Below are 21,388 nucleotides of genomic sequence, written 5' to 3' on the forward strand. Positions count from 1 at the left end.
GCGGATCCAGCCCCCGTCCGCCCGATCAAACGGGTCGGCCGCCGGTGGTCAGGCGCAAAATCTTCAGAAGCCGGAATCTATGGTTAGCAGTCGGTAAACGCGTCGCGCAGGTCGCGCTCGTGCCGCTTCAGCATCTCGCGCAGCTGCTGCCGCCCTCGCTTCAACAGCGACTCTACCGCGGCCACGGTCGTGTCCATGACCTCGGCGATCTCGCCGTTGCTCATGTTCTCATGATACGACAGGATCACTGCGACGCGCTGCTGCTCGGGCAGGCGCTGCATCGCGACCTCCAGCAGATTGCCGATCTCGTTGCGCTCGATCACGGCGGAGGCATCGAGCTGGGTGTCTGCGACCTCGGGCACGACATCGACATTCTCGGTGCGCGGCTTGCGGCGCAGATCGATGCAGCGGTTGCTGACGACGCGATAGAGCCAGGTCGAGAACTTGGCGCGGCCATGCTGCCAGCGGCCGCGATGCGTCCACACCTTCAGCATCGTGTCCTGCACGACATCCTCGGCGTCGGCTGCGTTGCCGACGATACGCAGCGCGATCGCGTAGGCGCGATCGACGTGACGTTCGACCAGAGCACGAAACGCCGCCTCGTCGCCGTCGGCGAGACGGTCGAGCAATTCCTTGTCTTCGTCGTGGATCTCGACGGTGTCGAGCGGGCCCGCATCGGCAACGGTGGGGACGTTGCTCCACGGCGCAGCCGCTTCGGCCGGTGCAACCGCGGCCGGCGTGGCCTCCACTTCGACCGGTGCCCTCATATCAAGCGCGTAACTCATCCGCCGCTCTCCAACCAACGCCGCTGGCACACATTCCATGCGGCTTCTGAGCGTTGAACGGAGGGGCCCAGCAAACCAGGCGGACTTTTTTCGTTATTTTTCAAATACTTAGCTGGATGTTTTTGCCGACCGCCCGGCAAAAGCTGCCGCTGCCCGTAGGCGCAGGGAAAAATTCGACGGAGTTTGGAGCACTCGTTCAGCATCGCCTCGCATTTCCGCGGAAGAGATCGTCGCGTCGGAAAACGCTGTTGTCACACCAACTAACGCCACGCGAACCCATGCATGCGCGGAGCATGCGAGCGATTCATCGCCGTTGGTCGCCATCTTGCATTCGACGATTGCGACTAGGCAATTTTTTCCGAATCACTGTTTCGACGTTATCGGATTTTTTGAATCTGTCAGTCGCGAAGCGCGCGTTTTCGAATCCCGCATCAACTTTTTTGAACTGTCGCGCCTGATTTGTCTCACGCGCGCGTTCAACGCATGAGGACTGGCGGGAATTTTGCGCATGACGATCATGACGGTCGACGCGACGCGTCGAGCGCAGAATGTTTCTGCATGTTCATTCGATGTTTTCGATACATTTCTGTTGCGCGCCTGCACGACGGCGGATGGCGTATTTGAAAGGGTTTTTCAGCGTTGCTGCATTGCTGAAAAATTTCCGAACATGTCCGCCAGTTTCGTTCAGCATCGAATCCAGGCGGAGGCGCGGGCGCGCAAGGTAGCGCAAGAGCGGTGCGGCTCAACTGAAGTGCACATCGCCGACATCTACAAATACTTTCCGTTCAGGCTGTTCGGCCTGAGCCGCGATGCGTTGCAGGATCTTGCGCAGATCGAGTTCGAGACCGAACTCGAGCTGTGCCGCGTCAATCCCGAAATGCTCGAGCAATATCTGGACATGAAGCGCGGCGGCTTTCGCGTCGGCTTCATTTCCGACACCTACTGGAGCACCGACCAACTCGCGCAGCTGCTGCGTTCCTGCAGTCCCGGGCTGAGCTGGGATTTCCTCTATGCGTCCTGCGATCACGGCAGCAGCAAGAGCGAGGCACTGTTTGAAGCCTATCTCGCCGAGCAAGGCATCGACGCGGCAAGCTCGTTCCATATCGGCGACAACCACACCGCGGATGTCAACGGCGCGCGCCGTCACGGCATCCGTCCGCGCTACTACCCGCAGGCCGGCGCGGCGCTGGCTTCCAAGTTTCAACGCGAAGCATCGATCTTCGAATTGCTGTGTCCCGATCAGCCGTCGCGGCTCGATTGCGGCGCCCGCACGCTGCGGCGCGCGGTGACGGCGAAGAGCGCGGAGCATTCTCCCGCCTTCAACCTCGGCGTGACCGTGCTCGGCCCCGTGATCGCGGCGTTCGACGCATTCATTGCCGCGCGGCGCAGAGCGCTTGCTCGCGAGGGCGCGCGCGTTGCGGTCGGCTTCCTCGGCCGCGACGGCCTGCTGCCGCATCGCGTCTGGCAGGCAAACCACGGCGAGACCGGCGCCTATATCGAGATCAATCGTCGCGTCAGCCTGGTCGGGTCTGCCGATACGCTCGAACCACTCTGTGAGCTGCTGAGCCGGGTCGTCAAGATCGACGCGGCGACCTTTATCGACATCGTCAAGGTGCAGCCGCCCGCCGTGATGAAGTTCTTCGCGCAGTATCCCGACGGCATTGCCAGCGGCCGCGAACTCGCCGACGCCCTGCCCGATCTGATGGACCCGCGCGCGATCACCGATATCGCTGCCGGCGTCAGGACCCGTTTGCTGACCTATCTTCGCGCGCATATCCGGGATTTCGACGGCTGCACCGATCTGATCCTGGTCGACCTCGGCTATTCCGCAAGCGTGCAGAAATCGTTGCGGCGAATTTTCGATCGCGAGGGCATCCGCATTCGCCTGCACGGCGCCTATCTGCTGACGCTTGACGATGCCTTCGACGACATCGCCGATGACGACACCGCGGAGGGCCTGATCTCGGATCGCGTCGTCACGCCGCACGTCAAGCGCATGCTGATCCGCAACGTCGCCTTGCTGGAGCAGCTGTGCTGTTCGACCGAAGGATCGGCGCGGGACTATCGCGACGGTGAGGTATTGCGCGAAGGTGATCAGCGCCCGGCCGCCCAGCTGGCGCTGGCGACCGAGGTGCAATCCGGAACGCTGGCCTATGTTTCGCGCGCCCGCGAGCTGGCACCACGCTACGGATTGCAACCCGATGCCGCCCCCGCGGTCGCGGCGCGCTGGACGGCCGCCGTGCTCGGACGCCTCCTGCTGCTGCCGGACGACGATGAGCTCGCGTTACTCGGCGGCATCAAGCATGACGTCAATCTCGGAACCCAGGCGCTGGCGCCATTGCTCGATGCCGACTTCATCAATGATTGCATCATCGCCCGCGGCCTCGTGACCGCCTGCACGGCGCCGGCGCCCCCGATGTGGCTGGCGGGCAGCTTTGCCGCCCTCTCGCCGTCGCACGCCTATCTCTACACGCTGTTCGGCGCCAATCGCCTGCCCGCGAATGTGTTCGGCGAAGCGCTGTGCGGGACGCTGCAGGTCGGTCTGTTCGAGCGGAACGGCCAGGCGTCGCTGGAGGCGATCAACGTCTATCATACCGGGCTCGGCGACCTCCGCCTGCGGATACCGCTGTCGCGCCGGATGGCAATCGCGACCATCGCGCTGCCGCTGGCCAAGCTCACCCGCGACGGGATGCTCCACGGCGTCACGGTCCAATACGGCGAGAGCGCCGCGAAAGCCGCCGAGGGTTCGAACGTGACAGCGATCGCCGAGGGACGGCTCATCGATGTCGGCCTCGAACGGCGCGGCCGTCACTTCCGCGCCACCAGTGACGACGGCATGCTGCTCATCCCCGTCGACGGCTTCGAAGACGACGTCGCCATCTACACGGTCGCGCTGACCGCCCTCGACCATGACCGCATCCTTGCGGTCGCGGACCGCGACGGCAACGGCGCCGCTTCGGCCACACTGACCTGGCGCAGCGCCAGAGGCATGCCGACAACGAACAACGACAGCTGATTTGTCCGCCTGATCCGGCCTCCCCGCACGTAGAAGGTTAACGAGGGGTAGTGCGGGCATGATTTCTGTTGACACGGCGCAAGCGGACGGCTTGCAGACGAACTTCGACCAATTGCTGGCGGCGAACGGCATCCGGATGAGCGCGGCGCAGCGCCGGCGGCTCGCATGGTTGTCGGAGCGGCTCGGACCCGCGGTCGTCCATCAGGCCGGCTCGGCGCCGGCGAGGGACCATGGCGTCATCATCCTCGTCGAGCCGCCGAGCGGCCCCGCCGCCGAGATACTTTACCGGTCGCTTCGCGCCGACTGCGCAGTCGTCGTCCCCTTCGGCGAGAATCCCGCCTTCGACTTCCTGAAATCCAAGTTGACCGACTTCGGAACGATCGGGCCGAGTTTCGATGGCCCGCATGAGATGTGGTGGGGCGGCCTCAATTGGCGCCCGATCGCGCCCGAGCAAGGCTCAAGGTCCGAGGCATCGCTGCGCGTGGTCTCCTGCTATTCCCGCGCTTGCGGCGACGACCATGCCCGCGCCCTCCGCGACAAGCTGGCCGAATTTCGGATCCCCTGCGATATCGCACCGATCGACACCGCAGCCGGCGAGCACATGCGCGCAAGCGAGAAATCCGCCTTCTTGCTGCGGATGTGGGAGCAGCATCGCGAGCCGCTGCTGTTCATCGAGGCCGACGCAGTCCTCAGCGAGCCGCCAATGCTGCCGTCGTCCCTCGCATGCGACATCGCGCTTCACAAATGGAACCGGTGGGAAATGTCGGCGCGCACCCTCTATCTCGGCCGTTCGCCCGCCGCCGAAGCGGTGCTGCGCAACTGGCATCACATCGCGAGCGCCTATCCCGCGGTCTGGGAGGGCTATTTGCTCGACCAGGCCTGGAGCCTGACATCGTCGCAGATGGCGCTCGACACCGTCTGGCTGCCGCGCTCATACCACGCCCCGGCCGAAGACGCCGGCACGCCCCGCCACACCACGATCGTTCACGACCTGCCCACCCACAGCAGCGATCTTGGACCGGACGCCGAATTCGGCGTCGCGATGCGGGCCGCGCGGCGCGCCAGCCGCAGCGGCGGCCGTGACGCCATGATCGTGATCCGGTCGCAGGCGGACTCGCATGGTGCGATCACCGTGATCATGCGCGATATCGCGACCAGCGACGCGCACGAAATGGCTGCCAGCATCGAGGCGGTCACCGGCGCGTTCGCGGCCGATTGCGGCGGGTTCGGCCGGCTCGAGCTCGCACTCTGCCCCTGGCAGGACGATATCCGCGCGGCGAAATCGGCCGCGAAAAGCGCGAACCACCGCATCATCGAGATCGCGCCGTGGCAGGCGCTGCCGGCCGATCTGTTCCGCACCGTGGGCCAGTCCCGCGATGCCGGCAGCGTCGTCGTGATGGCCGGGCAGCGCGGCTGATGAATGCTGGAAAGACAGAGCAAGGGAAGGACATCGACATCATGAAGACAATCATCCTTCTTACCGGCGTCGCCGACCAGCAATTCGCGCTCACCGAGCTGCTGAAGGCGCACAATCCGGCGCTGTCGTTCCGCTGCGCGGTGACCGCCGACGAGCTCGCCGCGATCGAGCCGGAGGTCTTGCGCGAGGCCCGGCTGCTGGCCTTCACCACCAGCGTCATCGTGCCGGAGCACATTCTGGCGGCGCTCGGCCACGGCGCCTACAATTTCCATCCCGGCCCGCCGCAATATCCCGGCTGGGCGCCGGCGCATTTCGCGCTCTATGACGGTGCCCGCACCTTCGGCGCGACGGCCCATGTGATGGCCGCGCGCGTCGATTCCGGCCCGATCGTCGGGGTCGAGACCTTCATCATTCCCGACAAGATCAGCGCGCGCGGGCTCGAACAGATCGCCTATGTGCGGCTTGCCCATCTGTTCTGGCGGATGTCGCGCGATCTCGCCTGCAATCCCATGCCGCTGGCGGAACTGGAGATCGCCTGGTGCGGAATCAAGAGCACGCGGCGGATGTACCGCGAGATGTGCGAGCTTCCCGCCGGCATCAGCGCCGGCGAGCTGGCGCGCCGGATCCGCGCCTTCCACGACGACTTTCGCGACATCCCGCTGACCTGCTCGCTGCACGGCATCCGCTTCCAGCTGGCAACGACTACCATGCAGGTGCCCGAGGCGCCGCAGGTGGTCTCGCCGCCTCTTGCCGCGGCCTCCTGAGAAACGGCCTCAACCGCGCGTCGCACGGCCCCGGACCTCGCGGTGCCGCTGCAAATGCGCCCTCACCGCGCGCTCCGCGGCGCGCGCGGAGCCGAAATAGCCACCGTCGAGACCGTCAAAGGCGCGATCCGAGGAGAAGAAGCAGAAGCCACGGCTATCGCTGACGACGATACCAGCGGTCCGATCCGATACTTCGATGACATAGGCTTGAGACATTTGGGCTTGGGACATGCGTGTTCGATCGCCGGACGACGGCGCTCCTGTCTGATTGTCGGGTGCTTGACTTGTTGGAGCGATCAACAACAGACGCCGGTCGCCGCCGAGACGCAGCGATGCTGCATGCGGCTTCGCATGTCGCACATCAAGCTGCGGTGGTCGTGTCTCATTGCGGTGGCCTTGAACAACGCGGGGTATCGCGCAGCAATATCCGGCCGAACCGCGCGGCGGTCAATGAAATGGCTGACCAAAGATAAGAGCCCGGCGCGACGCCTCATTCGCGGCCAGCGGAAAAACAGCACAGTTTTGGTGGTGACGGTCGTGGAGCGCTGAATTGGCCGGGCACCGTGCATCCCGGTGCCCGGCCAAGGTCGCTCAGGGCAGGATCGGCGGGTGATAGCTGAAGGTCGCCATCAGGATCGCCGCCAGCAGCATCACGATCGGGAAGTGGATGAAGAACTGCACCGAGGTGTAGCCGATCAGGTCCTTCGACTTCAGGCCGAGGATGCCGAGCAGCGGCAGCATCCAGAATGGGTTGATGAAGTTCGGCAGCGTCTCGGCGATGTTGTAGACCATCACCGTCCAGCCGAGATGCGCGCCGATGTCGTTGGCCGCCTTCATGATGTAGGGCGCCTCGATGATCCACTTTCCGCCGGCCGATGGCACGAAGAAGCCGAGCAGCGCCGAATAGATTCCGACCAGGAACGAAAACACGGTGGAATTGCTGGAGGCGCCGACGAACCAGTGCGCGATCGTGTCCGACAGCGTCGTGCCGCTGCTGTTCGGGACCTTGGTCAGGATCTGCGCAATGCCGGCGTAGAACGGAAACTGCAACAGCACGCCGGAGACACTCGGCATCGCCTTCGAGAACGACTCGATGAGGCTGCGCGGACGCCAGTGCAGCACGATGCCGAGGATGAGGAAGACGAAATTATAGGTGTTGAGGCCCGACAGCGTGATCAACGGATTGCCCGACTGGAACGTCTGCCACAACCAGCCGGCGGCAAGGAGCGCGATCAGGATCGTCAGCAGCGGGCTGAACTCCAGCCAGTCGCCCGGACGCGCCGGCTTCCTGGCCTCGATGCGATCATTGCCGAGCGCAACGCCGAGGTCTTCCGCCGTCTTGGCCTGCTCGGGCGCCGGCGTCGTGAAATAGCAGATCGCAGCAGAGACCACGGTCACCATCGCGACGGTGACCATATTCTGCCAGGTCAGGATGGTTTCCGAGAAACCGATCACGCCGGTGATCGGCAGGAGCGACGCCGGGATGCTGCCGGCATTGGCCTGCAGCTGCGCAGCTGATGACGTGATGCCGAGCGTGAAGCCGCAGCCGAGCCCGAGATAGCCGGCGGCGCCGGCCGCCCGGTAGTCGAGCCTGATGTCGGTGCGCCGAGCGATCTCCCGCACCAGAAGACCCGAGAAGATCAGGCTCAGGCCCCAGTTCAGCAGCGACAGGAAGATGCTGAGCACGCCGACAAAGACCACGGCGCCGCGCCCGGTCTTCGGCACGCTGGCGAGCCGCGCCAGCACGGCCGCCACCGGCGGCGACATCGCCACGACATAGCCGCCGATCGCGACCAGCGCCATCTGCATCGTGAAGGGAACCAGGTTCCAGAACCCGTCACCAAACGCGCGGCTGACGGCGAGCGGCGAACCGCCATGCAGGATCGCGCCGATCGCGACCGCAATCACCGCGATCAGGACGAAGACGTAGGCATCCGGAAACCAGCGCTCCGCAAACGCCACCAGGGCTTGCGAAAATCGCGCTATGATGTTGTCCGCGACAGGTTTTCGTAAGCTCACGGTTTGATCGTGCGTTGCATTCGTCATCAATCTGATCCCCTTCCGATAACGCGGTTACAGCCTTCAATCGTGTTTGGTCATCAAAGCGCGAGCGTGAGATCGGTCAGCGGCACAGCCTGGCAGGCAAGGCACTGTCCCTCACTGCCATCGACAGCGCCGAGATGGGTGAACTCGCCATCGACGACCTGAACCGCGCAGCTTTCGCATTGCCCGACACGGCAGCCGCTCGGCAGCGCGACGCCCGCCGCACTCGCCGCATCAAGCAGCGTCCCCTGCTCCGGCGCCCAGGAAAAACTCTTCTTGCTGCCCGCAAGCCGGATGGTGCGCGGCGCAAGATTGCTCGGTACCGACGGCGGCGACACGAAGCTTTCGGCAAAGATGTCGAAGCGCGGCACGCCGAGCGCCGTCACGGCCGCGATCTGTGCCGCAACGAATTCCGGCGAGCCGCAGATGTAGACCAGCGGCCGGCGCGGCAACAGCGGCTTGACCTGTCCGAGATCAACCCTCCCCTTGCGCAACGCATGCGAGTCGATCGGGTCCTGCGCGAACGGCGCGGAATAGAACGTCACACGCTTCAGCCCTGGGGTGCCGGCTTCCAGCTCCGCAAGCCGCTCGGCAAACGGATGCTCCCGGCTGCTGCGGCAGCCATGCAGCAGCAGGATTTCGCCAACGCGATCTTGTGGTGCAATCCGTTGCAGCGTTTCGAGATGGCTGATGAACGGCGTGATGCCGATGCCGGCGGCGAGGAAGATCAGCGGCCGCGGCCCCTTCAATGGCGGCGTGAAGATGCCGCCCGGTGGCTCCAGGACAACCTCGTCTCCGACGGCTAGGCGATGCAGACGATCCGGCATGAAGAGCGGCGCGTCGCCGCTCGGTGCCTCATTGAAGAAACGTCCCTTCACCGCAATCGACAGCGTATGCGGCAGATCACCCGTTCCGGTCAGCGAGTAGGCCCGCGCCTCCGTTGCGCCGGGCAGCGAGACCATCACGTGCTGGCCCGGCAGGAAGTCGGGCAGCGGACCGCCGTCAAGCGGCACCAGGTTGAGCGCGATGACATTAGCTGCCTCGGCGCGACGCGCGCCGACCGTGAACCGCCGCTGACCGCTCCACAGGCCACGACTGGCAACGCCGTCGCGCCTGATGTCGCAGACGATCGCGCGCAGCGGGACGGAGCCGCTGACCGGATCGCGCGCATCGTCATGCAGCACGGCATTGATGTTGCGGGTGTGGATGCCTGCCGTCGCGGAACGCTCGCGGCCGAGCGGCGGACAGTCTTCCCACCAGCCGAATTCGGCGACCACGACCCGATCGTCGAGCGCCGCATTGAGGCGTACCTTCAGGCGCACGGCACCGCCATGCGTCTCCACGACGGCCCAGTCACCTTCGGCAAGGCCGCGCCGCTCGGCGAGATGCGGACTGATCTCAACGGCCGGATCGGGCGACTTGCGACGCAGCGAGGCAACGTGCCGATAAGAGGAGTGAACGAACCAGCCGCTCTTGGCGGTGGAAAGCACGAGCGGAAAGCGTGCATCCGGCGCTGCCGTGAGCGGGCTGCCGACCGGCTCGACATGGTCGGGCAAGGGATCATACCCGTGTCCCAGCATGAGCTCGGAATAAAGCTCGACGCGGCGCGTCGGCGTTGAGAATCCGGCAACCGTTCGGTCCTCGCGCGCCACGGCGTATTTTTCATCGCGGAAGATTTGCGGGAAGCGGCGGCCTTCGGGGTGCGCGCGCAGATCCTCGACACCGATGCCGAGCGGCGCGAGTTGATAGTTCCAGCCGGCCGTGATGTCGCCGCCGAAGAACAAATCGCCCATCCCGAGCCTGAGCGCGAGCGCGGCGGCAATCTCGTAATCGGCCCTCACTGCACCGACCGGCTCGACCATGCGCGGGCGAAACTGCACGGTCTCGACTGCTTCCTGCGTGATCTCGAATCCGATCTTGAGCGCATCGCGCTCCCACGGCGTGCTGGCGGGCAGCACGAAATCGGCGCTCTCCGCGGTCGGGTTCATGAACATGTCGATATGAACCTGGAATTCCAGCGCGTTCAGAGCGGCGCGGTTGCGCTCGGAATGGCCCTGCGAGACGACGAAGTTGGTGCCGAAGGCGACCAGCGCGCGCACCTGGTAGGGCTCGCCGTCGAGCACCGCCCTGCTGAAGTCGCGCGCCGTGATCCAGCCCTTGGCCGGCGGGCCGAGCGGCAGTTCGGCAATGCCCAGCGCCTTCGCCTGCTGCTCCGGCGACAGGATATTGTAGTCGTTGAGGGCACGGGTCGGCGGCGGCACCGGCCAGCGATTGCCGCCGGGCCGATCGCAAGCGCCGGTCAGCGCATACAACGTTGCAATCGTGCGCTCGATCGCGGTCGCGTTGGTGTGCTGGCCGACGCCGGTCCAGGAATGATAGGCGAGCCGTGGCCGGCGAGCGAGCAGTGAGTTGAACGCGTCGACGTCTTCGACAGGAAGCCAGGTCAGCTCCGCGACGCGCGTCGGCGTGTAAGGCGCGGCTCGCTCGACGAGCAGTTCAAACGCGGTAGCCGTCGCTATCATCTGGCCGTCGCGTGTGCGGACCTGCAGCGCGCCACGCAGCTGGCCACAGCTCTCCGGCACGTAACGCGTGTCGCAAGGCACGGGCGCGCCCGACGCATCGAGACGAACGAAGGCCTCCGGCGCGCCATCCGGCCACAACGCGTCGGCGCGCAGGAAGCGTCCCGTCGCACGATCGACCAGCAGCGATCCATTGGTCCATGCGCTGACGAAATCCGCATCGAAGCTGTCGGTTGCGACGAGGTGACGGATCGCCCCCATCGCGAGCGCGCCATCGGCGCCCGGGCGAATGCGCAGCCACAGATCGGCCTGCTGCCCCGAGCCGTTCGGCTTGGGATCGACCACCACGACCTTGGCGCCGCGCCGCCGCGCATCGGCGATCCGCGTTGCCTGGGCGAGCCAGGTTCGCGCGGGATTGTGACCCCACAGGATAATCGCATCGGCATTGTCGTAATCGGGAAAGCCGATGCCGCGGCCGAAGGTCAGCGCGTGCGCATAGTCCTTGTGCCAGCCGCAGATCTCGACCGCGTAGATCAGATTGGGGCTGCCGAAGCCGCGGATGAAGCGCTCGACCCATTCGAAACTGTCGACCATCGGCGTACCGCTCGGCGTGGTGACGCCGAACGCCACCGCCTCAGCGCCGCTCTCCGCGCGGATCGTACCGAGCCGGGCGGCGATCTCGGTCAACGCCTCGTCCCACGACACCTCGACCCAGCCCGGATCGGCGGCACCGCGCGGCTGGGTCCGCTTGAGCGGGACGGTCAGCCGGCGCGGGCTGGCGACGATTTCTGGGGCCGCGCGGCCCTTGGCGCATAGGGCGCCGCCGGTCGGGTGGTTATTCAATACCTCTACACCGACAAGACGCCCATCCTCGACCACGGTGACGGCACCGCAGCGCGAGCGACAAAGCGTGCAATAGCCGGGTAGCCGCTGTTTCACCGCCGTCTCACTGTCCGATCGCCCCACGTGACGCATTTCTGTAATGCGTTACACATTTACGTCATACGCTACCGGCCGCGTCAAGGCTAAGTAATACTCAGTCAGGAACGAATCGGAGTTCCCAACGAGAGGCGGCGACGACCACCCATGGACCAGAACTTGCGAGAACAGGTGCTGCAGCGGGTGCGGGCCGAGATCATTTCCGGGCAGAGCCTTCCGGGCACGATGTATTCGGTGCCGAGTCTCGCGGCGAGCCTCGGCGTCTCCTCAACGCCGGTGCGCGAGGCGCTGCTCGAGCTCAGCCGCGGCGGCCTGGTCGAGCCGATGCGCAACCGCGGCTTCAAGGTGGTGGAGCCGACGCTGACCGAACTGCGCAACTTGTTCGACATGCGCGAAGTGCTCGAGCTGCACGCCGCCGTGCTGGTCGCCGCCAATCCGCCGAAGGATCTAACAATCGTACGCGGCTGGGCCGACCAGATCGCCAGGGCCGTCGAGACCGACGACGTCCAGCTCTATCTGGAAGCCGACCGCAACTATCATCGCGAGTTCATCGCGGCCGCCGGCAACGACCTGCTGACCGACACGGTGATGGGCCTGCGCGACAAGATGCGGCTCTACGGCATCAGCTCCCGCGCCGGCCACGAGCGGCAGCAAGCGTCAGTGCCCGAGCACTATCGGTTGATCGAGCTGGCGCTCGCCGGCGAGACCGAGGCGCTGACCGCCCTGCTCCGCACTCACATCCGCTCCTGGGAGCCGATCTTCGTCGATGCATTGCTGCGCTCGAAGGAGCATGCGCGCGAGCCGCTGCGGCAGGCCCGCGGCTGATGCGGAACGGAGGCAGTTAGCCGGTCGTGCTGACCGGCTAGTCCAGAATGCTCTTGTACTGCTCCGAGAAGACATCGCGGCCGATGATCAGCCGCATCACTTCAGAGCTTCCAGCGAGGATTCGATTGACGCGCGCGTCGGTAAACATGCGACTGATCGGATATTCATCCATGTAACCTGCGCCGCCGTGCAACTGGACGCCCAGATCGAGCATCTTCCACTCGACCTCCGACGACATCATCTTGGCCTTGGCGCCCATGTTGCTGGTCAGGCGTCCGGCATTGTGCTCGGCCACGCAGTGATCGATATAGACCTGCACGAGATCGATTTCGGCATCCATCTCCGCCATGCGGAACTGGGTGTTCTGCTGTTCGGCAAGCGGCCGGCCAAACAATTTGCGGTCCATCACGTAAGTGCGCGTGATGTCGAACGCCTTGCGGCCATTGGCGATCGATCCGACCGCGGAGATCAGCCGCTCCTCGGCAAGGCCTTCCATGAGATAGTAAAAGCCCTTGCCGGGTTCTCCCAGCACGTTGGCCTTGGGCACCTTCACATTGTTGAAGAAGAGTTCGGCAGTGTCCTGCGCCGGCATGCCCATCTTCTTGAGATTGCGGCCGCGCTCAAAACCTTCCATGCCGCGCTCGACGATCAGGAGCACCATGGCATGCTTCTTCTCGGCGCCCGTGAGCTTGGCCGCCACGATCACCACGTCAGAATTGATGCCGTTGGAAATATAGGTCTTCGAGCCATTGAGCAGGAAATGATCGCCCTTGTCTTCCGCCGTGGTCCGCATGCCGGCAAGGTCCGAGCCCGCGCCCGGCTCGGTCATCGCGATGGCCAGGATCGTCTCGCCGCTGACGCATTTCGGCAGGAATCGGTCGCGCTGCTCCTCGGTGCCGAAGCGCTTGAAATAAGGACCGACCAAGCGGCTGTGCAGCGTGTTGTACCAGCCCTTGCAGCCCGAGCGCGCGGTCTCCTCGATGATGATCTGCTCATAGCGGAAGTCCTCGTCGCCCATTCCGCCATATTTTTCCTCGGGCCAGATCATCAGGAAGCCGAGGTCACCGGCCTTCTTGAACGCACTACGGTCGACGATGCCGGCCTCCCGCCACGCCTCCATATGGGGCGTGATTTCGCTGGCGAGGAACTTGCGGTAGGAGTCGCGGAAAATGACCTGGTCTTCGGTAAAGCTGCGCATCAATCACCCAATAGCGCTGTCATGGAAACCGCCGGCATGTGTCGAGGCTCCGGTACAAAAAATTGGAGCGTCGGTTCTGCTTCAATCAAAACCGACGCCCCGTCATCGAAACAGGCGATGCCCTACTTGCCCTTCCAGTTCGGCGCGCGCTTTTCGGCAAAGGCAGCCGCGCCCTCGCGGGCATCCTCGGATACGAAGACAGGACCGGCGATCTCCTGCTGCCTCTTCCACATCTCATCTTCCGGCCAGAGCCGGGATTCGACGATCACCTGCTTGGATGCCTTCACGGCGAGCGGGCCGTTGGCACCGATCGCTGCCGCGAGCTCGACCGCGGCGTCGAGCGCCGGACCGTCGGTCACGCGGTTGATGATGCCGAGCTGATAGGCGCGCTCGGCGCCGAAGAACTCGCCCGTCAATGCGAACTCCATCGCCACACGGAACGGCATCTGGCGCGGCATGCGGATCAGCCCGCCGGCCGCTGCCGCAAGTCCGCGCTTCACCTCGGGGATCCCGAACTTGGCGTTGCGGTTGGCGACGATCATGTCGCACGACAGCGCGATCTCCATCCCGCCGGCGAGCGCGTAGCCGTCGACAGCCGCAATCAGCGGCTTCTTCGGCGGGGCCTCGGTCAGGCCGGCGAAGCCGCGGCCGGGGATCGACGGCCGCTCGCCTTTCAGGAACCCCTTGAGGTCCATGCCCGAGCAGAATGTGCCGCCGGCGCCGGTGATGATGCCGACGCTCAAGGCATCGTCGGCGTCGAGCCGGTCGATCGCTGCGGCCACGCCCTTGGAGAGGGCGAGGTTGGCCGCGTTCTTCGCTTCCGGCCGGTTCAGGGTGATGATCAGGATCGGTCCGCGGACTTCAGTGAGGACCGGAGTTTCTTCGGACATAGCTCTCGTCTCCTGTTGCCGTGCGCGGTCGCTTAGCGCGGGGCCATGCGGATGGCGCCGTCGAGACGGACGTCTTCACCGTTGAAGTAGCCGTTGGTGATCATGGTCAGCGCGAGCTGCGCATATTCCTCCGGCATGCCGAGACGCTTCGGGAACGGTACCGACGCGCTGAGCGCGGCCCTGACGTTTTCCGGGGCGCCCTGCAGCAGCGGGGTGTTGAAGATTCCCGGCAGGATGGTGTTGACGCGGATGCCCTCGGCCATCAGGTCGCGCGCGATCGGCAAGGTCATGCCGACCACGCCGGCCTTCGAGGCTGAATAGGCCGCCTGGCCCATCTGCCCGTCCTCGGCCGCGACCGAGGCTGTGTTGACGACCGCACCGCGCTCGCCGTGCTCCAGCGGGGACAGCGACAGCATGCCCTGCGCCGACTTGGCGATGCAACGGAAGGTGCCGACGAGGTTGATCTGGATGATGCGGTTGAAGGCGTCGATCGGGAAGTGGGTGGGCTCGCCGGTCTTCTTGTCGCGGCCCGCGGTCTTCACCGCGTTGCCGGTGCCCGCGCAGTTCACCAGGATGCGCTCCTGGCCATGCGCGGCGCGGGCCTTGGCGAAGCCCGCATCGACCTGCTCGTCCGAGGTGACATCGACCTTGCAGAACACACCGCCGATTTCCTTGGCGATGGCTTCACCCTTCTCTTCGTTGAAGTCGAAGATCGCGACTTTCACGCCTTGCGCAGCCAGCGCGCGCGAGGTGGCAGCACCAAGGCCGGAAGCGCCGCCGGTGACGACGGCGGCGACCGATGAGTCAAGTTTCATGGCAATATCCCTTCGCGATCACATGCGTTCGATGATGATGGCCGGTGCCATGCCGCCGGCGGCACACATGGTGACCAGGCCATAGCGTCCGCCGCTGCGCTCGAGCTCGTCGAGCGCAGTGCCGATCAGGATCGATCCGGTCGCGCCGATCGGATGGCCGAGCGCGATCGAGCCGCCATTGATGTTGACCTTCTCGCGGTCCAGCTCGAGGTCGCGGATAAACTTCTCGGCGACGACCGCGAAGGCCTCGTTGATCTCCCAGACGTCGATGTCGTTCTTGGTCAGGCCGGCCTTGGCGAGTACCTTCTTGGCCGCCGGAACCGGCGCGTTGAGCATCAGGGTCGGATCGTCACCCTGGTTGGCATAGGCCACGATGCGGCCGCGCGGCTTGAGGCCGTGCTTCTCGGCATATGCCTTCGACGTGATCAGCACCGCGGCGGCGCCGTCCACCACGCCCGAGCTGTTGCCGGCATGGTGCACGCCCTTCCACTCGAGGTCCGGATAGCGGCGCTGGATCTGCTTCTTGAACGTCGTGCCGTTGCCGAGGTCGAAATCGGCAAGCTGCTCGAAGCTCGGCTTCAGCGAAGCAAGGCCTTCAGCCGTGGTCTCCGGACGCGGGAATTCTTCGCGATTGAGGGCAACGCTGCCGTCGTCGTTGAGGACGGGGATCACCGACTTGGCGAAGCGGCCTTCATCGATCGCCCGCTTGGCGCGCCGCTGGCTCGTCAGCGCCAGTGCATCGCAGGCCTCGCGGCTGATCCCCTCGCGCGTCGCGATGGCGTCGCCGCACACGCCCTGGTGCGACTGCGGGTGAATCTCGTCGAGCGCCGGATTGCCCGAACCCATCATCCGCGCCGGCTGCCCGGCCTTGGAGCGCTCGGCTGCCAGGGTCTGTTGGTAGCTCATCATCTCGGTGCCGCCGGCGATGACGCAATCTTCCATCCCCGACATCACGGACGCTGCCGCGAGGTTCACCGACGTGATGCCGCCGCCGCAGAAACGATCCAGCGTCGTGCCGCTGGCGTTGATGTCGTAGCCCGCCGCGAGCGCCGACATGCGTCCGAGATCGCCGCCCTGCTTGCCTTCCTGAGTCGATGTCGACCAGATGATGTCATCGACGGTCGACGTATCGAGCTTGTTGCGCTCCTTGAGCGCGCCGAGCACCGTCGCGGCCAGATGCTGCGGATGCAGGTGCGACAGCGCCCCCTTGCCCGGCTTGCCGATGCCCCGCGGCGTGCGAACAGCGTCAATGATGTATGCTTCAGACATGCGTTTCCCTCTGCTTCGAATGTATAGTTAGTTGCGCTCGTGCCGGTGGTCCCAGCCGTTTCCGCGAGGCATCAACGGTGTGGCGTTACCGCAAGCGGCTCGGCATTCGAGTTGCGCTGATCTTCGAAGTACCCGAAGCGCGGCACCTGCCGGAGTTGCGGCTCGTCGGCGCAAGCAGACTTATCGCAATCCTGCGCAAACAACGGCGCGCCGGGCGCGGCGGCGTGGGGACCGAGAGCATATTTCTGCTCTTGCGGCAGATAGATCAGCTGGCCGATCTGGGTAAGCGTCAAGGTGAGACGCGACACCGTCGATCGGGGAAGACCACAGCGATCGGCGATTTCGCGATTTCCCAGGCGTATGCTTCGACCTTCGAAGCAACGCACGATGTCGAATGCGCGCGACACCACCTGGATCACGCGCCGGTTGTCCGTGCCGGCAGTCTCTTGCGCCATCAGTACCTCAGATCGACGTCCCATCGTTTACGCCTCACTCCTCATTTTCCATACGGGTGAACGAAGCCCACTCTGCTTCGGGCGGCAGACGCCGATCCGCGACATTACTGCCGGGGCGCGCATCGCTCGCGCGCCCGAACTGATGTGCGGGATTTGGCGGCAGGGGTCCGCGGCGCGCTCCGCGTGGGCGGCTGCAGCGGTGCTGCACGGGTTTTTCCGGGATCGACGGTCTGACGCGATGGCCGGTCGCTCCGGCGTTCGGTCTGCCCGCGGTGATCACACCGACGCTGCGCTCGGCAAAGCGTGCGGCCTGCTCGACAAGGTCATTCTCAGCCTGTTCGAGGCCGCTGCGCACGGAATGCACCAACACCTGGTTTTCCAGCCAAATGAAGCCGCGACCGCGCGGGGCAAGCAGCTTCGGATGTCTCTGGCCGGCCAGCATCAGGCGGATTCTTTCCCTAGGGTTTTGGGCTTTAATTAATTGATTAATTAGTCAGGTGATTAAAGTGGGCGCTCTCCGCTGTCAACCGCCCTCGCCGCAGGGCGCCCCGCGCTCAGCCCGCACCTTCACCCCAACGCCTGTCAGCGCAGTGATCGCGGGGACCTGTCGTGATGAACTTCGCCAAATTCAGACCGCTGCCGAACGGCGATCGAAATTCCGCGCGCGATAGCGGACATGCCCCGACAATTTGCCAGCCGCGGCGAAACGCACGCGCAAGCATGAGAGCAGGGATCAGGAAGCGGCGTGAGGAAGCAGCCAATAGCGGTTGCCGGAACAGACGCGACCGCTGGCCGGGATGACCGTTACGAGGGCGAACCTAAGCTATGAAAGCTTGGTGGGCGCCGTGGCCTAAAGCCACTGCGAGAGGGTTGGAACCAGTTAGCTGCCGGCCTGGGGAGGCTCGCGTCGCGAAATGTCGGTTGCGGAAAGTGCCGAGAAGGTCGGAGAGGATCGCTTGATGTCGTCGGATTCCTCCTCCATCCAATTGAAGCGATCTTTTTGCCATGCCCGGACAAGCTCCGCCTATCGCCGGCTGAGCAGGATGTTGCGGTACTGCAGATCCTTGATCCTCTCGGGCGCAAAGTCGAGCTGGCCAAGGACGTCTTCATTGTGTTCGCCCTGATAGGCCGGCGTGCCGGGCGACGGCAGTTCCGAGCGGCTGAAGATCCAGGGATTGCCCGGCATTCGGACCAATCCGCCGGCCCGGTCATCGACCTCGACCACGGCATTCCACTCCTTGGCCCAATCGGTCTCCACGAACTCGTTGACGGTGCGCACGCGCCCAACCGCGAGCCCGGCTTCACTGACTTGCGCCTGCAACTGCTCGAGATTCTCGAACGTCGTAATCCAGGCGCGGATTTCGGCGAGCAACGGCGCGAGGTTCTGCCGGCGCAGGCTGGCGGTGGCGTAGCGGGCATCGGCCAGCAAATCGCTTCGCCGCATCATCGCGCAGTAGCGCGTGAACATCGGTGAATAGATCGGGCTGGCGGCGATCGTCAGGCGGGTGCCGTCGGACATCTCGAAGATGTGCGACTCATTAGCCGACAGCGCGATAGGCTCGCCGTCGGTGTCGATCCCCGACATCATCGCGCCGGCGCGCTCGTTGACCGACAGCATCGTCGCAGCCATCGACACGTCGACGTGCTGTCCCTCGCCGGTGCGGTTGCGATGCTGGAGCGCGGCGAGCACGGCGATCACGCCCTGCAGCCCGGTATAGACATCGGCATGGCTGCACGAATCGCCGCGTGGCTCCGACAATGCCGCACCGAAATGGTCCTGCACGATAGAGGTCAGGCCGGTCTCGGCCTGCACCGTAGGCGCAAAGGCCGGCCGGTTGCGCCAGGAGGTCGACTGCCCGTAGCCGCTCAGCGAGACATAGATGATGCCGGGGTTGAAGGCACGGACGTCGTCGTAGCTGAAGCCGAACCGCGCCAAGGTGCCGGGACGGAAATTCTCGACGATGACGTCGGCCCCCCTACACAGGCGGGTGACTATCTCGCGTCCCTCAACATAGTTCAGATCGATGCTGAGATTCCGCTTGCCGGCGTTCTGCTGCACGAAATAGAGACCCATACCACCGACGTAAGGCAGTCCGGCGCGGCCAATGTCGCCGGACGGCGGCTCGATTTTGGTGACCTCGGCGCCGAGGTCACGCAGCGCCTTGGTGCAATGCGGACCGGCCAGCACGCGAGTGAAATCGACCACCCGCAATCCCTGAAGAGGCGCAGCCGACATCGTCAGTCTCCCTCGAAGACAGCTGTTGCCGGGCCCGACGCGAAGAAGGCGTCGGCGCCGCGCTGGCGATCCCTGGCCTTCCAGATCATGTCGTTGATCTCGACCTGTCGCGCGTCGGCAGCGGCGACGCCGCCGCGCGCCTGCAGGTTCGCCTGCATCTTGATGCCCGCGATGACCTTGGTCGGGCCGGCGGCGAGCTGTCGGGCCATGGTCATCGATGACGCGCCCAATTCGGCTTCCGGGACGACGAGGTTGATGATGCCCCAGCGTTCGAACGCCTCGGGAGTGTGACGGCGGCCGAGCATCGCGATCTCCTTGGCCCGCGCGATGCCGGCGCGTTGCGCGATGCGCTGCGTGCCGCCGAGCAGCGGCAGCAACCCGACCGCAACCTCGACCTGGCCGAGGAACGCGGTGTTCGCTGCGATAATCATGTCGCAGGTCAGCGCGAGCTCAAGCCCGCCGCCAAGCACGCCGCCATTGACGGCGGCAACCGTGGGAACCGGTACATCCTCGAGACTACGCCAGATTTTTTCGAGACCGGCCTGATCGGTGTGCAGCTTGGTGCCGATTCCCCAGGACGCCATCTCCGCGCCGGCGCAGAAGTGCCGCATCGAGCTACGCAGCAGGATAGCGCGGCAGCCGGCCGCAACCACCGCGTGGTAGGCGCCGACCACATCGTTGATGAGCTGGTCGTCGAGCAAATTGTGCGGCGGCTTCGCCAGCGTCACCACGCCAACCTTGCCGTCCATCTCGTGAAGTACTGTCGTCATCAGGTTCCCTCCGCTCGATACAAAAGCCGGCCGGCAGCGCTTTCGACGCAGCGTCACGGCGGTCAGACGTCTCCTCGCTGCGGGCCTGCCCGGCGCAGATCCCGCTGTTCTGATGATTTGAATGTCGTCCGTCATAACAAACGTGACAACGTCAAGCTCTGCCAATTATGATGTCGAAAATTGCCAAACGGCCGGAAGAGCCGTTCGTCGGCTTGTCAATCTGTGCCAGCCGGACGTGGAGGAAGTGCCATGAAGCCGATCAAGATCGTGATGCCGATCTCGAGCGACCCCGATGCGCCGACGCAGAGCCTGCTCGGACTCGGCGCGCTGGCCGCCGAGCTGGCGGCGCAGGGCGTGTCGGTTCGGGAGCTGTTTGCACGGACCGGTCTCGATGCTTCCCAGCTCGAGGATCCCCACGCTCGCATCTCGCACCGCCAGCGGCTGGCGATCTACCGCAACGCGATGCGGCTGGCGAAGCGCTCCGATATAGGGTTGCTCGCAGGCGCTCGGCAGCGCATCAGCGATTACGGCATTTACGGCTATGCGCTGGTGTCGAGCCGGACATTCGGCGAAGCGCTGATGTTCTCGCTCGATCACATCACCATGGCCGGGCCGGCAGTAAGGCAGATCAGCTTCCGGATCGAGCACGGGACGACCGCGATCCTTCGCAGCCATGGGCTCGACCCGCTCGGCGAGCTGCTGCCGTTCGCCGCGGAATTCTGGCGCAGCTCGATGACCGCGGTGTTCAGCCGCATCCTCGAGTCGCCGTTCCCGAGCAAGAGGATGATCTTTCCGTTTGCCGCACCCGTGCACTGGCGCAACTACGAGCGGATGTTCAACTGCCCGATCGACTTCGGCGCCGATCGCATGGAATGGCATTTCGATGCCAAGGTGCTCGATCTGCCCTGCCCCAATGCAAACCCGATCACCGCGAAGATCTGCCAGCAGCTCTGTGACGTCGTCTTGACCGAGCATCCCGGCGAATCCGAGCTAGTAAGGCGGATCAGAGCCGCCTGCCTCAACAGCCCCAGCCGATTTGCGGGCGCGCCGGAGATCGCATCCAAGCTCGGGCTGTCGCTGCGAACGTTCCACCGCAGGCTGGCGGAGGACGGGCAGTCGTTCAAGTCGATCGTCGACGGGATGCGGCAGTCGATTGCGACGGAGTTGCTCGAGAACACCCATCTGGCAATCGATCAGGTCGCCGAGCGTGTCGGCTTTGCCGACGCTACCAGCTTCCGCAAGGCGTTCAAGAAGTGGACCAACCGCTCGCCGTCGGACTTCCGTCACCCTACAGCGCAGCGGCCAGCAGTGTCGCCAGACGCGTGATCAGCAGCAGCGATAACCCGACCGCCAATGTCAGGAGCTGTCCGAAGCGGAAGTCGTCTGGATCGAGCGCCGCGTTCTGGAGCTGTGCGTAGGTTAGCAGCGATTGACACGCCATATCACC

18 protein-coding genes and 1 pseudogene are annotated in these 21,388 nt (G+C 64.9%); 5 read left to right on the plus strand and 14 right to left on the minus strand.

From position 1 onward, the window contains the following. Positions 1–83: 83 nt before the first annotated feature. Both I6F38_RS06665 and I6F38_RS43955 read right to left on the minus strand, forming a co-directional pair. Complete coding sequence (locus I6F38_RS06665) at positions 84–785, minus strand: RNA polymerase sigma factor (protein WP_225159546.1); 702 nt, start codon at positions 783–785, stop codon at positions 84–86. A gap of 562 nt (positions 786–1,347) precedes the next feature. Further along, a complete protein-coding gene (locus I6F38_RS43955; RefSeq protein ID WP_276573479.1) occupies positions 1,348–1,476 on the minus strand; it encodes a hypothetical protein in 129 nt (42 codons plus the stop codon). A gap of 60 nt (positions 1,477–1,536) precedes the next feature. Here I6F38_RS43955 and I6F38_RS06670 point away from each other — a divergent pair, with 60 nt between their 5' ends. From I6F38_RS06670 to I6F38_RS06680, 3 genes are read left to right on the plus strand one after another with little or no spacing between them, the layout of a single operon-like run. Next, positions 1,537–3,801, plus strand: a complete 2,265-nt coding sequence (locus I6F38_RS06670; protein ID WP_225159548.1) for a hypothetical protein — start codon at positions 1,537–1,539, stop codon at positions 3,799–3,801. A gap of 58 nt (positions 3,802–3,859) precedes the next feature. Further along, positions 3,860–5,218, plus strand: a complete 1,359-nt coding sequence (locus tag I6F38_RS06675) for a hypothetical protein (protein ID WP_225159551.1) — start codon at positions 3,860–3,862, stop codon at positions 5,216–5,218. 38 nt (positions 5,219–5,256) lie between these two features. After that, positions 5,257–5,982 carry a formyltransferase family protein gene (locus tag I6F38_RS06680; RefSeq protein ID WP_225159635.1) on the plus strand — a complete coding sequence of 242 codons (726 nt, stop codon included), beginning with the start codon at positions 5,257–5,259 and terminating at the stop codon, positions 5,980–5,982. A gap of 9 nt (positions 5,983–5,991) precedes the next feature. Here the strand turns inward: I6F38_RS06680 and I6F38_RS06685 are convergent, their stop codons facing one another. The 3 genes from I6F38_RS06685 to I6F38_RS06695 all read right to left on the minus strand — a co-directional run bounded on the left by I6F38_RS06685 (position 5,992) and on the right by I6F38_RS06695 (position 11,483). Further along, on the minus strand, positions 5,992–6,213 hold the full coding sequence (locus I6F38_RS06685) for a hypothetical protein (protein ID WP_225159553.1): 222 nt from the start codon (positions 6,211–6,213) through the stop codon (positions 5,992–5,994). A gap of 360 nt (positions 6,214–6,573) precedes the next feature. Then, positions 6,574–8,028 carry a TIGR00366 family protein gene (locus tag I6F38_RS06690; RefSeq protein WP_225159554.1) on the minus strand — a complete coding sequence of 485 codons (1,455 nt, stop codon included), beginning with the start codon at positions 8,026–8,028 and terminating at the stop codon, positions 6,574–6,576. A gap of 53 nt (positions 8,029–8,081) precedes the next feature. Next, positions 8,082–11,483 carry a molybdopterin-dependent oxidoreductase gene (locus I6F38_RS06695; protein WP_225159556.1) on the minus strand — a complete coding sequence of 1,134 codons (3,402 nt, stop codon included), beginning with the start codon at positions 11,481–11,483 and terminating at the stop codon, positions 8,082–8,084. 147 nt (positions 11,484–11,630) lie between these two features. On the opposite strand from I6F38_RS06695, the gene I6F38_RS06700 reads away from it, so the two are divergent. After that, positions 11,631–12,308, plus strand: coding sequence for a GntR family transcriptional regulator (locus I6F38_RS06700; RefSeq protein ID WP_016844644.1), 678 nt, complete (start codon positions 11,631–11,633; stop codon positions 12,306–12,308). 37 nt (positions 12,309–12,345) lie between these two features. Here the strand turns inward: I6F38_RS06700 and I6F38_RS06705 are convergent, their stop codons facing one another. The 8 genes and pseudogenes from I6F38_RS06705 to I6F38_RS06740 form a co-directional block, all read right to left on the minus strand. Beyond that, a complete protein-coding gene (locus I6F38_RS06705; protein ID WP_225159559.1) occupies positions 12,346–13,506 on the minus strand; it encodes an acyl-CoA dehydrogenase family protein in 1,161 nt (386 codons plus the stop codon). Positions 13,507–13,628: 122 nt separating this feature from the next. Further along, on the minus strand, positions 13,629–14,396 hold the full coding sequence (locus tag I6F38_RS06710) for a crotonase/enoyl-CoA hydratase family protein (RefSeq protein ID WP_225159561.1): 768 nt from the start codon (positions 14,394–14,396) through the stop codon (positions 13,629–13,631). Between the two features lie 32 nt (positions 14,397–14,428). Then, a complete protein-coding gene (locus tag I6F38_RS06715; RefSeq protein WP_225159564.1) occupies positions 14,429–15,211 on the minus strand; it encodes an SDR family NAD(P)-dependent oxidoreductase in 783 nt (260 codons plus the stop codon). Positions 15,212–15,229: 18 nt separating this feature from the next. Further along, positions 15,230–16,480 carry an acetyl-CoA C-acetyltransferase gene (locus I6F38_RS06720; protein WP_225159566.1) on the minus strand — a complete coding sequence of 417 codons (1,251 nt, stop codon included), beginning with the start codon at positions 16,478–16,480 and terminating at the stop codon, positions 15,230–15,232. A 215-nt stretch (positions 16,481–16,695) separates the two neighbouring features. Next, positions 16,696–16,959 (minus strand): annotated as a pseudogene (locus I6F38_RS06725) (helix-turn-helix domain-containing protein); the annotation flags it as partial. Between the two features lie 10 nt (positions 16,960–16,969). Beyond that, complete coding sequence (locus I6F38_RS06730) at positions 16,970–17,377, minus strand: hypothetical protein (RefSeq protein WP_225159568.1); 408 nt, start codon at positions 17,375–17,377, stop codon at positions 16,970–16,972. 582 nt (positions 17,378–17,959) lie between these two features. Then, the gene (locus I6F38_RS06735; protein ID WP_225159570.1) at positions 17,960–19,171 is read right to left on the minus strand and encodes a CoA transferase; all 1,212 of its coding nucleotides are present in this window, start codon (positions 19,169–19,171) and stop codon (positions 17,960–17,962) included. Positions 19,172–19,173: 2 nt separating this feature from the next. Continuing rightward, entirely contained in the window at positions 19,174–19,941 is a 768-nt protein-coding gene (locus tag I6F38_RS06740) for an enoyl-CoA hydratase/isomerase family protein (RefSeq protein ID WP_092083035.1), read from the minus strand. Positions 19,942–20,190: 249 nt separating this feature from the next. Here I6F38_RS06740 and I6F38_RS06745 point away from each other — a divergent pair, with 249 nt between their 5' ends. Next, on the plus strand, positions 20,191–21,267 hold the full coding sequence (locus tag I6F38_RS06745; RefSeq protein WP_225159572.1) for an AraC family transcriptional regulator: 1,077 nt from the start codon (positions 20,191–20,193) through the stop codon (positions 21,265–21,267). Here I6F38_RS06745 and I6F38_RS06750 read toward each other — a convergent pair. Then, positions 21,230–21,382, minus strand: a complete 153-nt coding sequence (locus I6F38_RS06750) for a hypothetical protein (protein ID WP_225159574.1) — start codon at positions 21,380–21,382, stop codon at positions 21,230–21,232. The two genes, I6F38_RS06745 and I6F38_RS06750, sit on opposite strands and share 38 nt — an antisense overlap. Positions 21,383–21,388: the final 6 nt, after the last annotated feature.

Origin of the sequence: Bradyrhizobium sp. BRP56, assembly GCF_020194035.1 — a bacterium.
Classification (GTDB): Bacteria; Pseudomonadota; Alphaproteobacteria; order Rhizobiales; family Xanthobacteraceae; genus Bradyrhizobium; species Bradyrhizobium australafricanum.

Bases quoted from the DNA above. Each gene is read 5' to 3' on its own strand.
- I6F38_RS06665 (WP_225159546.1), bottom strand. From the start codon at position 785: ATGAGTTACGCGCTTGATATGAGGGCACCGGTCGAAGTGGAGGCCACG.
- I6F38_RS43955 (WP_276573479.1), bottom strand. From the start codon at position 1,476: ATGCTGAACGAAACTGGCGGACATGTTCGGAAATTTTTCAGCAATGCA.
- I6F38_RS06675 (WP_225159551.1), top strand. From the start codon at position 3,860: ATGATTTCTGTTGACACGGCGCAAGCGGACGGCTTGCAGACGAACTTC.
- I6F38_RS06685 (WP_225159553.1), bottom strand. From the start codon at position 6,213: ATGTCCCAAGCCCAAATGTCTCAAGCCTATGTCATCGAAGTATCGGAT.
- I6F38_RS06690 (WP_225159554.1), bottom strand. From the start codon at position 8,028: ATGACGAATGCAACGCACGATCAAACCGTGAGCTTACGAAAACCTGTC.
- I6F38_RS06700 (WP_016844644.1), top strand. From the start codon at position 11,631: ATGGACCAGAACTTGCGAGAACAGGTGCTGCAGCGGGTGCGGGCCGAG.
- I6F38_RS06705 (WP_225159559.1), bottom strand. From the start codon at position 13,506: ATGCGCAGCTTTACCGAAGACCAGGTCATTTTCCGCGACTCCTACCGC.
- I6F38_RS06710 (WP_225159561.1), bottom strand. From the start codon at position 14,396: ATGTCCGAAGAAACTCCGGTCCTCACTGAAGTCCGCGGACCGATCCTG.
- I6F38_RS06715 (WP_225159564.1), bottom strand. From the start codon at position 15,211: ATGAAACTTGACTCATCGGTCGCCGCCGTCGTCACCGGCGGCGCTTCC.
- I6F38_RS06720 (WP_225159566.1), bottom strand. From the start codon at position 16,480: ATGTCTGAAGCATACATCATTGACGCTGTTCGCACGCCGCGGGGCATC.
- I6F38_RS06730 (WP_225159568.1), bottom strand. From the start codon at position 17,377: ATGCTGGCCGGCCAGAGACATCCGAAGCTGCTTGCCCCGCGCGGTCGC.
- I6F38_RS06735 (WP_225159570.1), bottom strand. From the start codon at position 19,171: ATGTCGGCTGCGCCTCTTCAGGGATTGCGGGTGGTCGATTTCACTCGC.
- I6F38_RS06740 (WP_092083035.1), bottom strand. From the start codon at position 19,941: ATGACGACAGTACTTCACGAGATGGACGGCAAGGTTGGCGTGGTGACG.
- I6F38_RS06745 (WP_225159572.1), top strand. From the start codon at position 20,191: ATGAAGCCGATCAAGATCGTGATGCCGATCTCGAGCGACCCCGATGCG.
- I6F38_RS06750 (WP_225159574.1), bottom strand. From the start codon at position 21,382: ATGGCGTGTCAATCGCTGCTAACCTACGCACAGCTCCAGAACGCGGCG.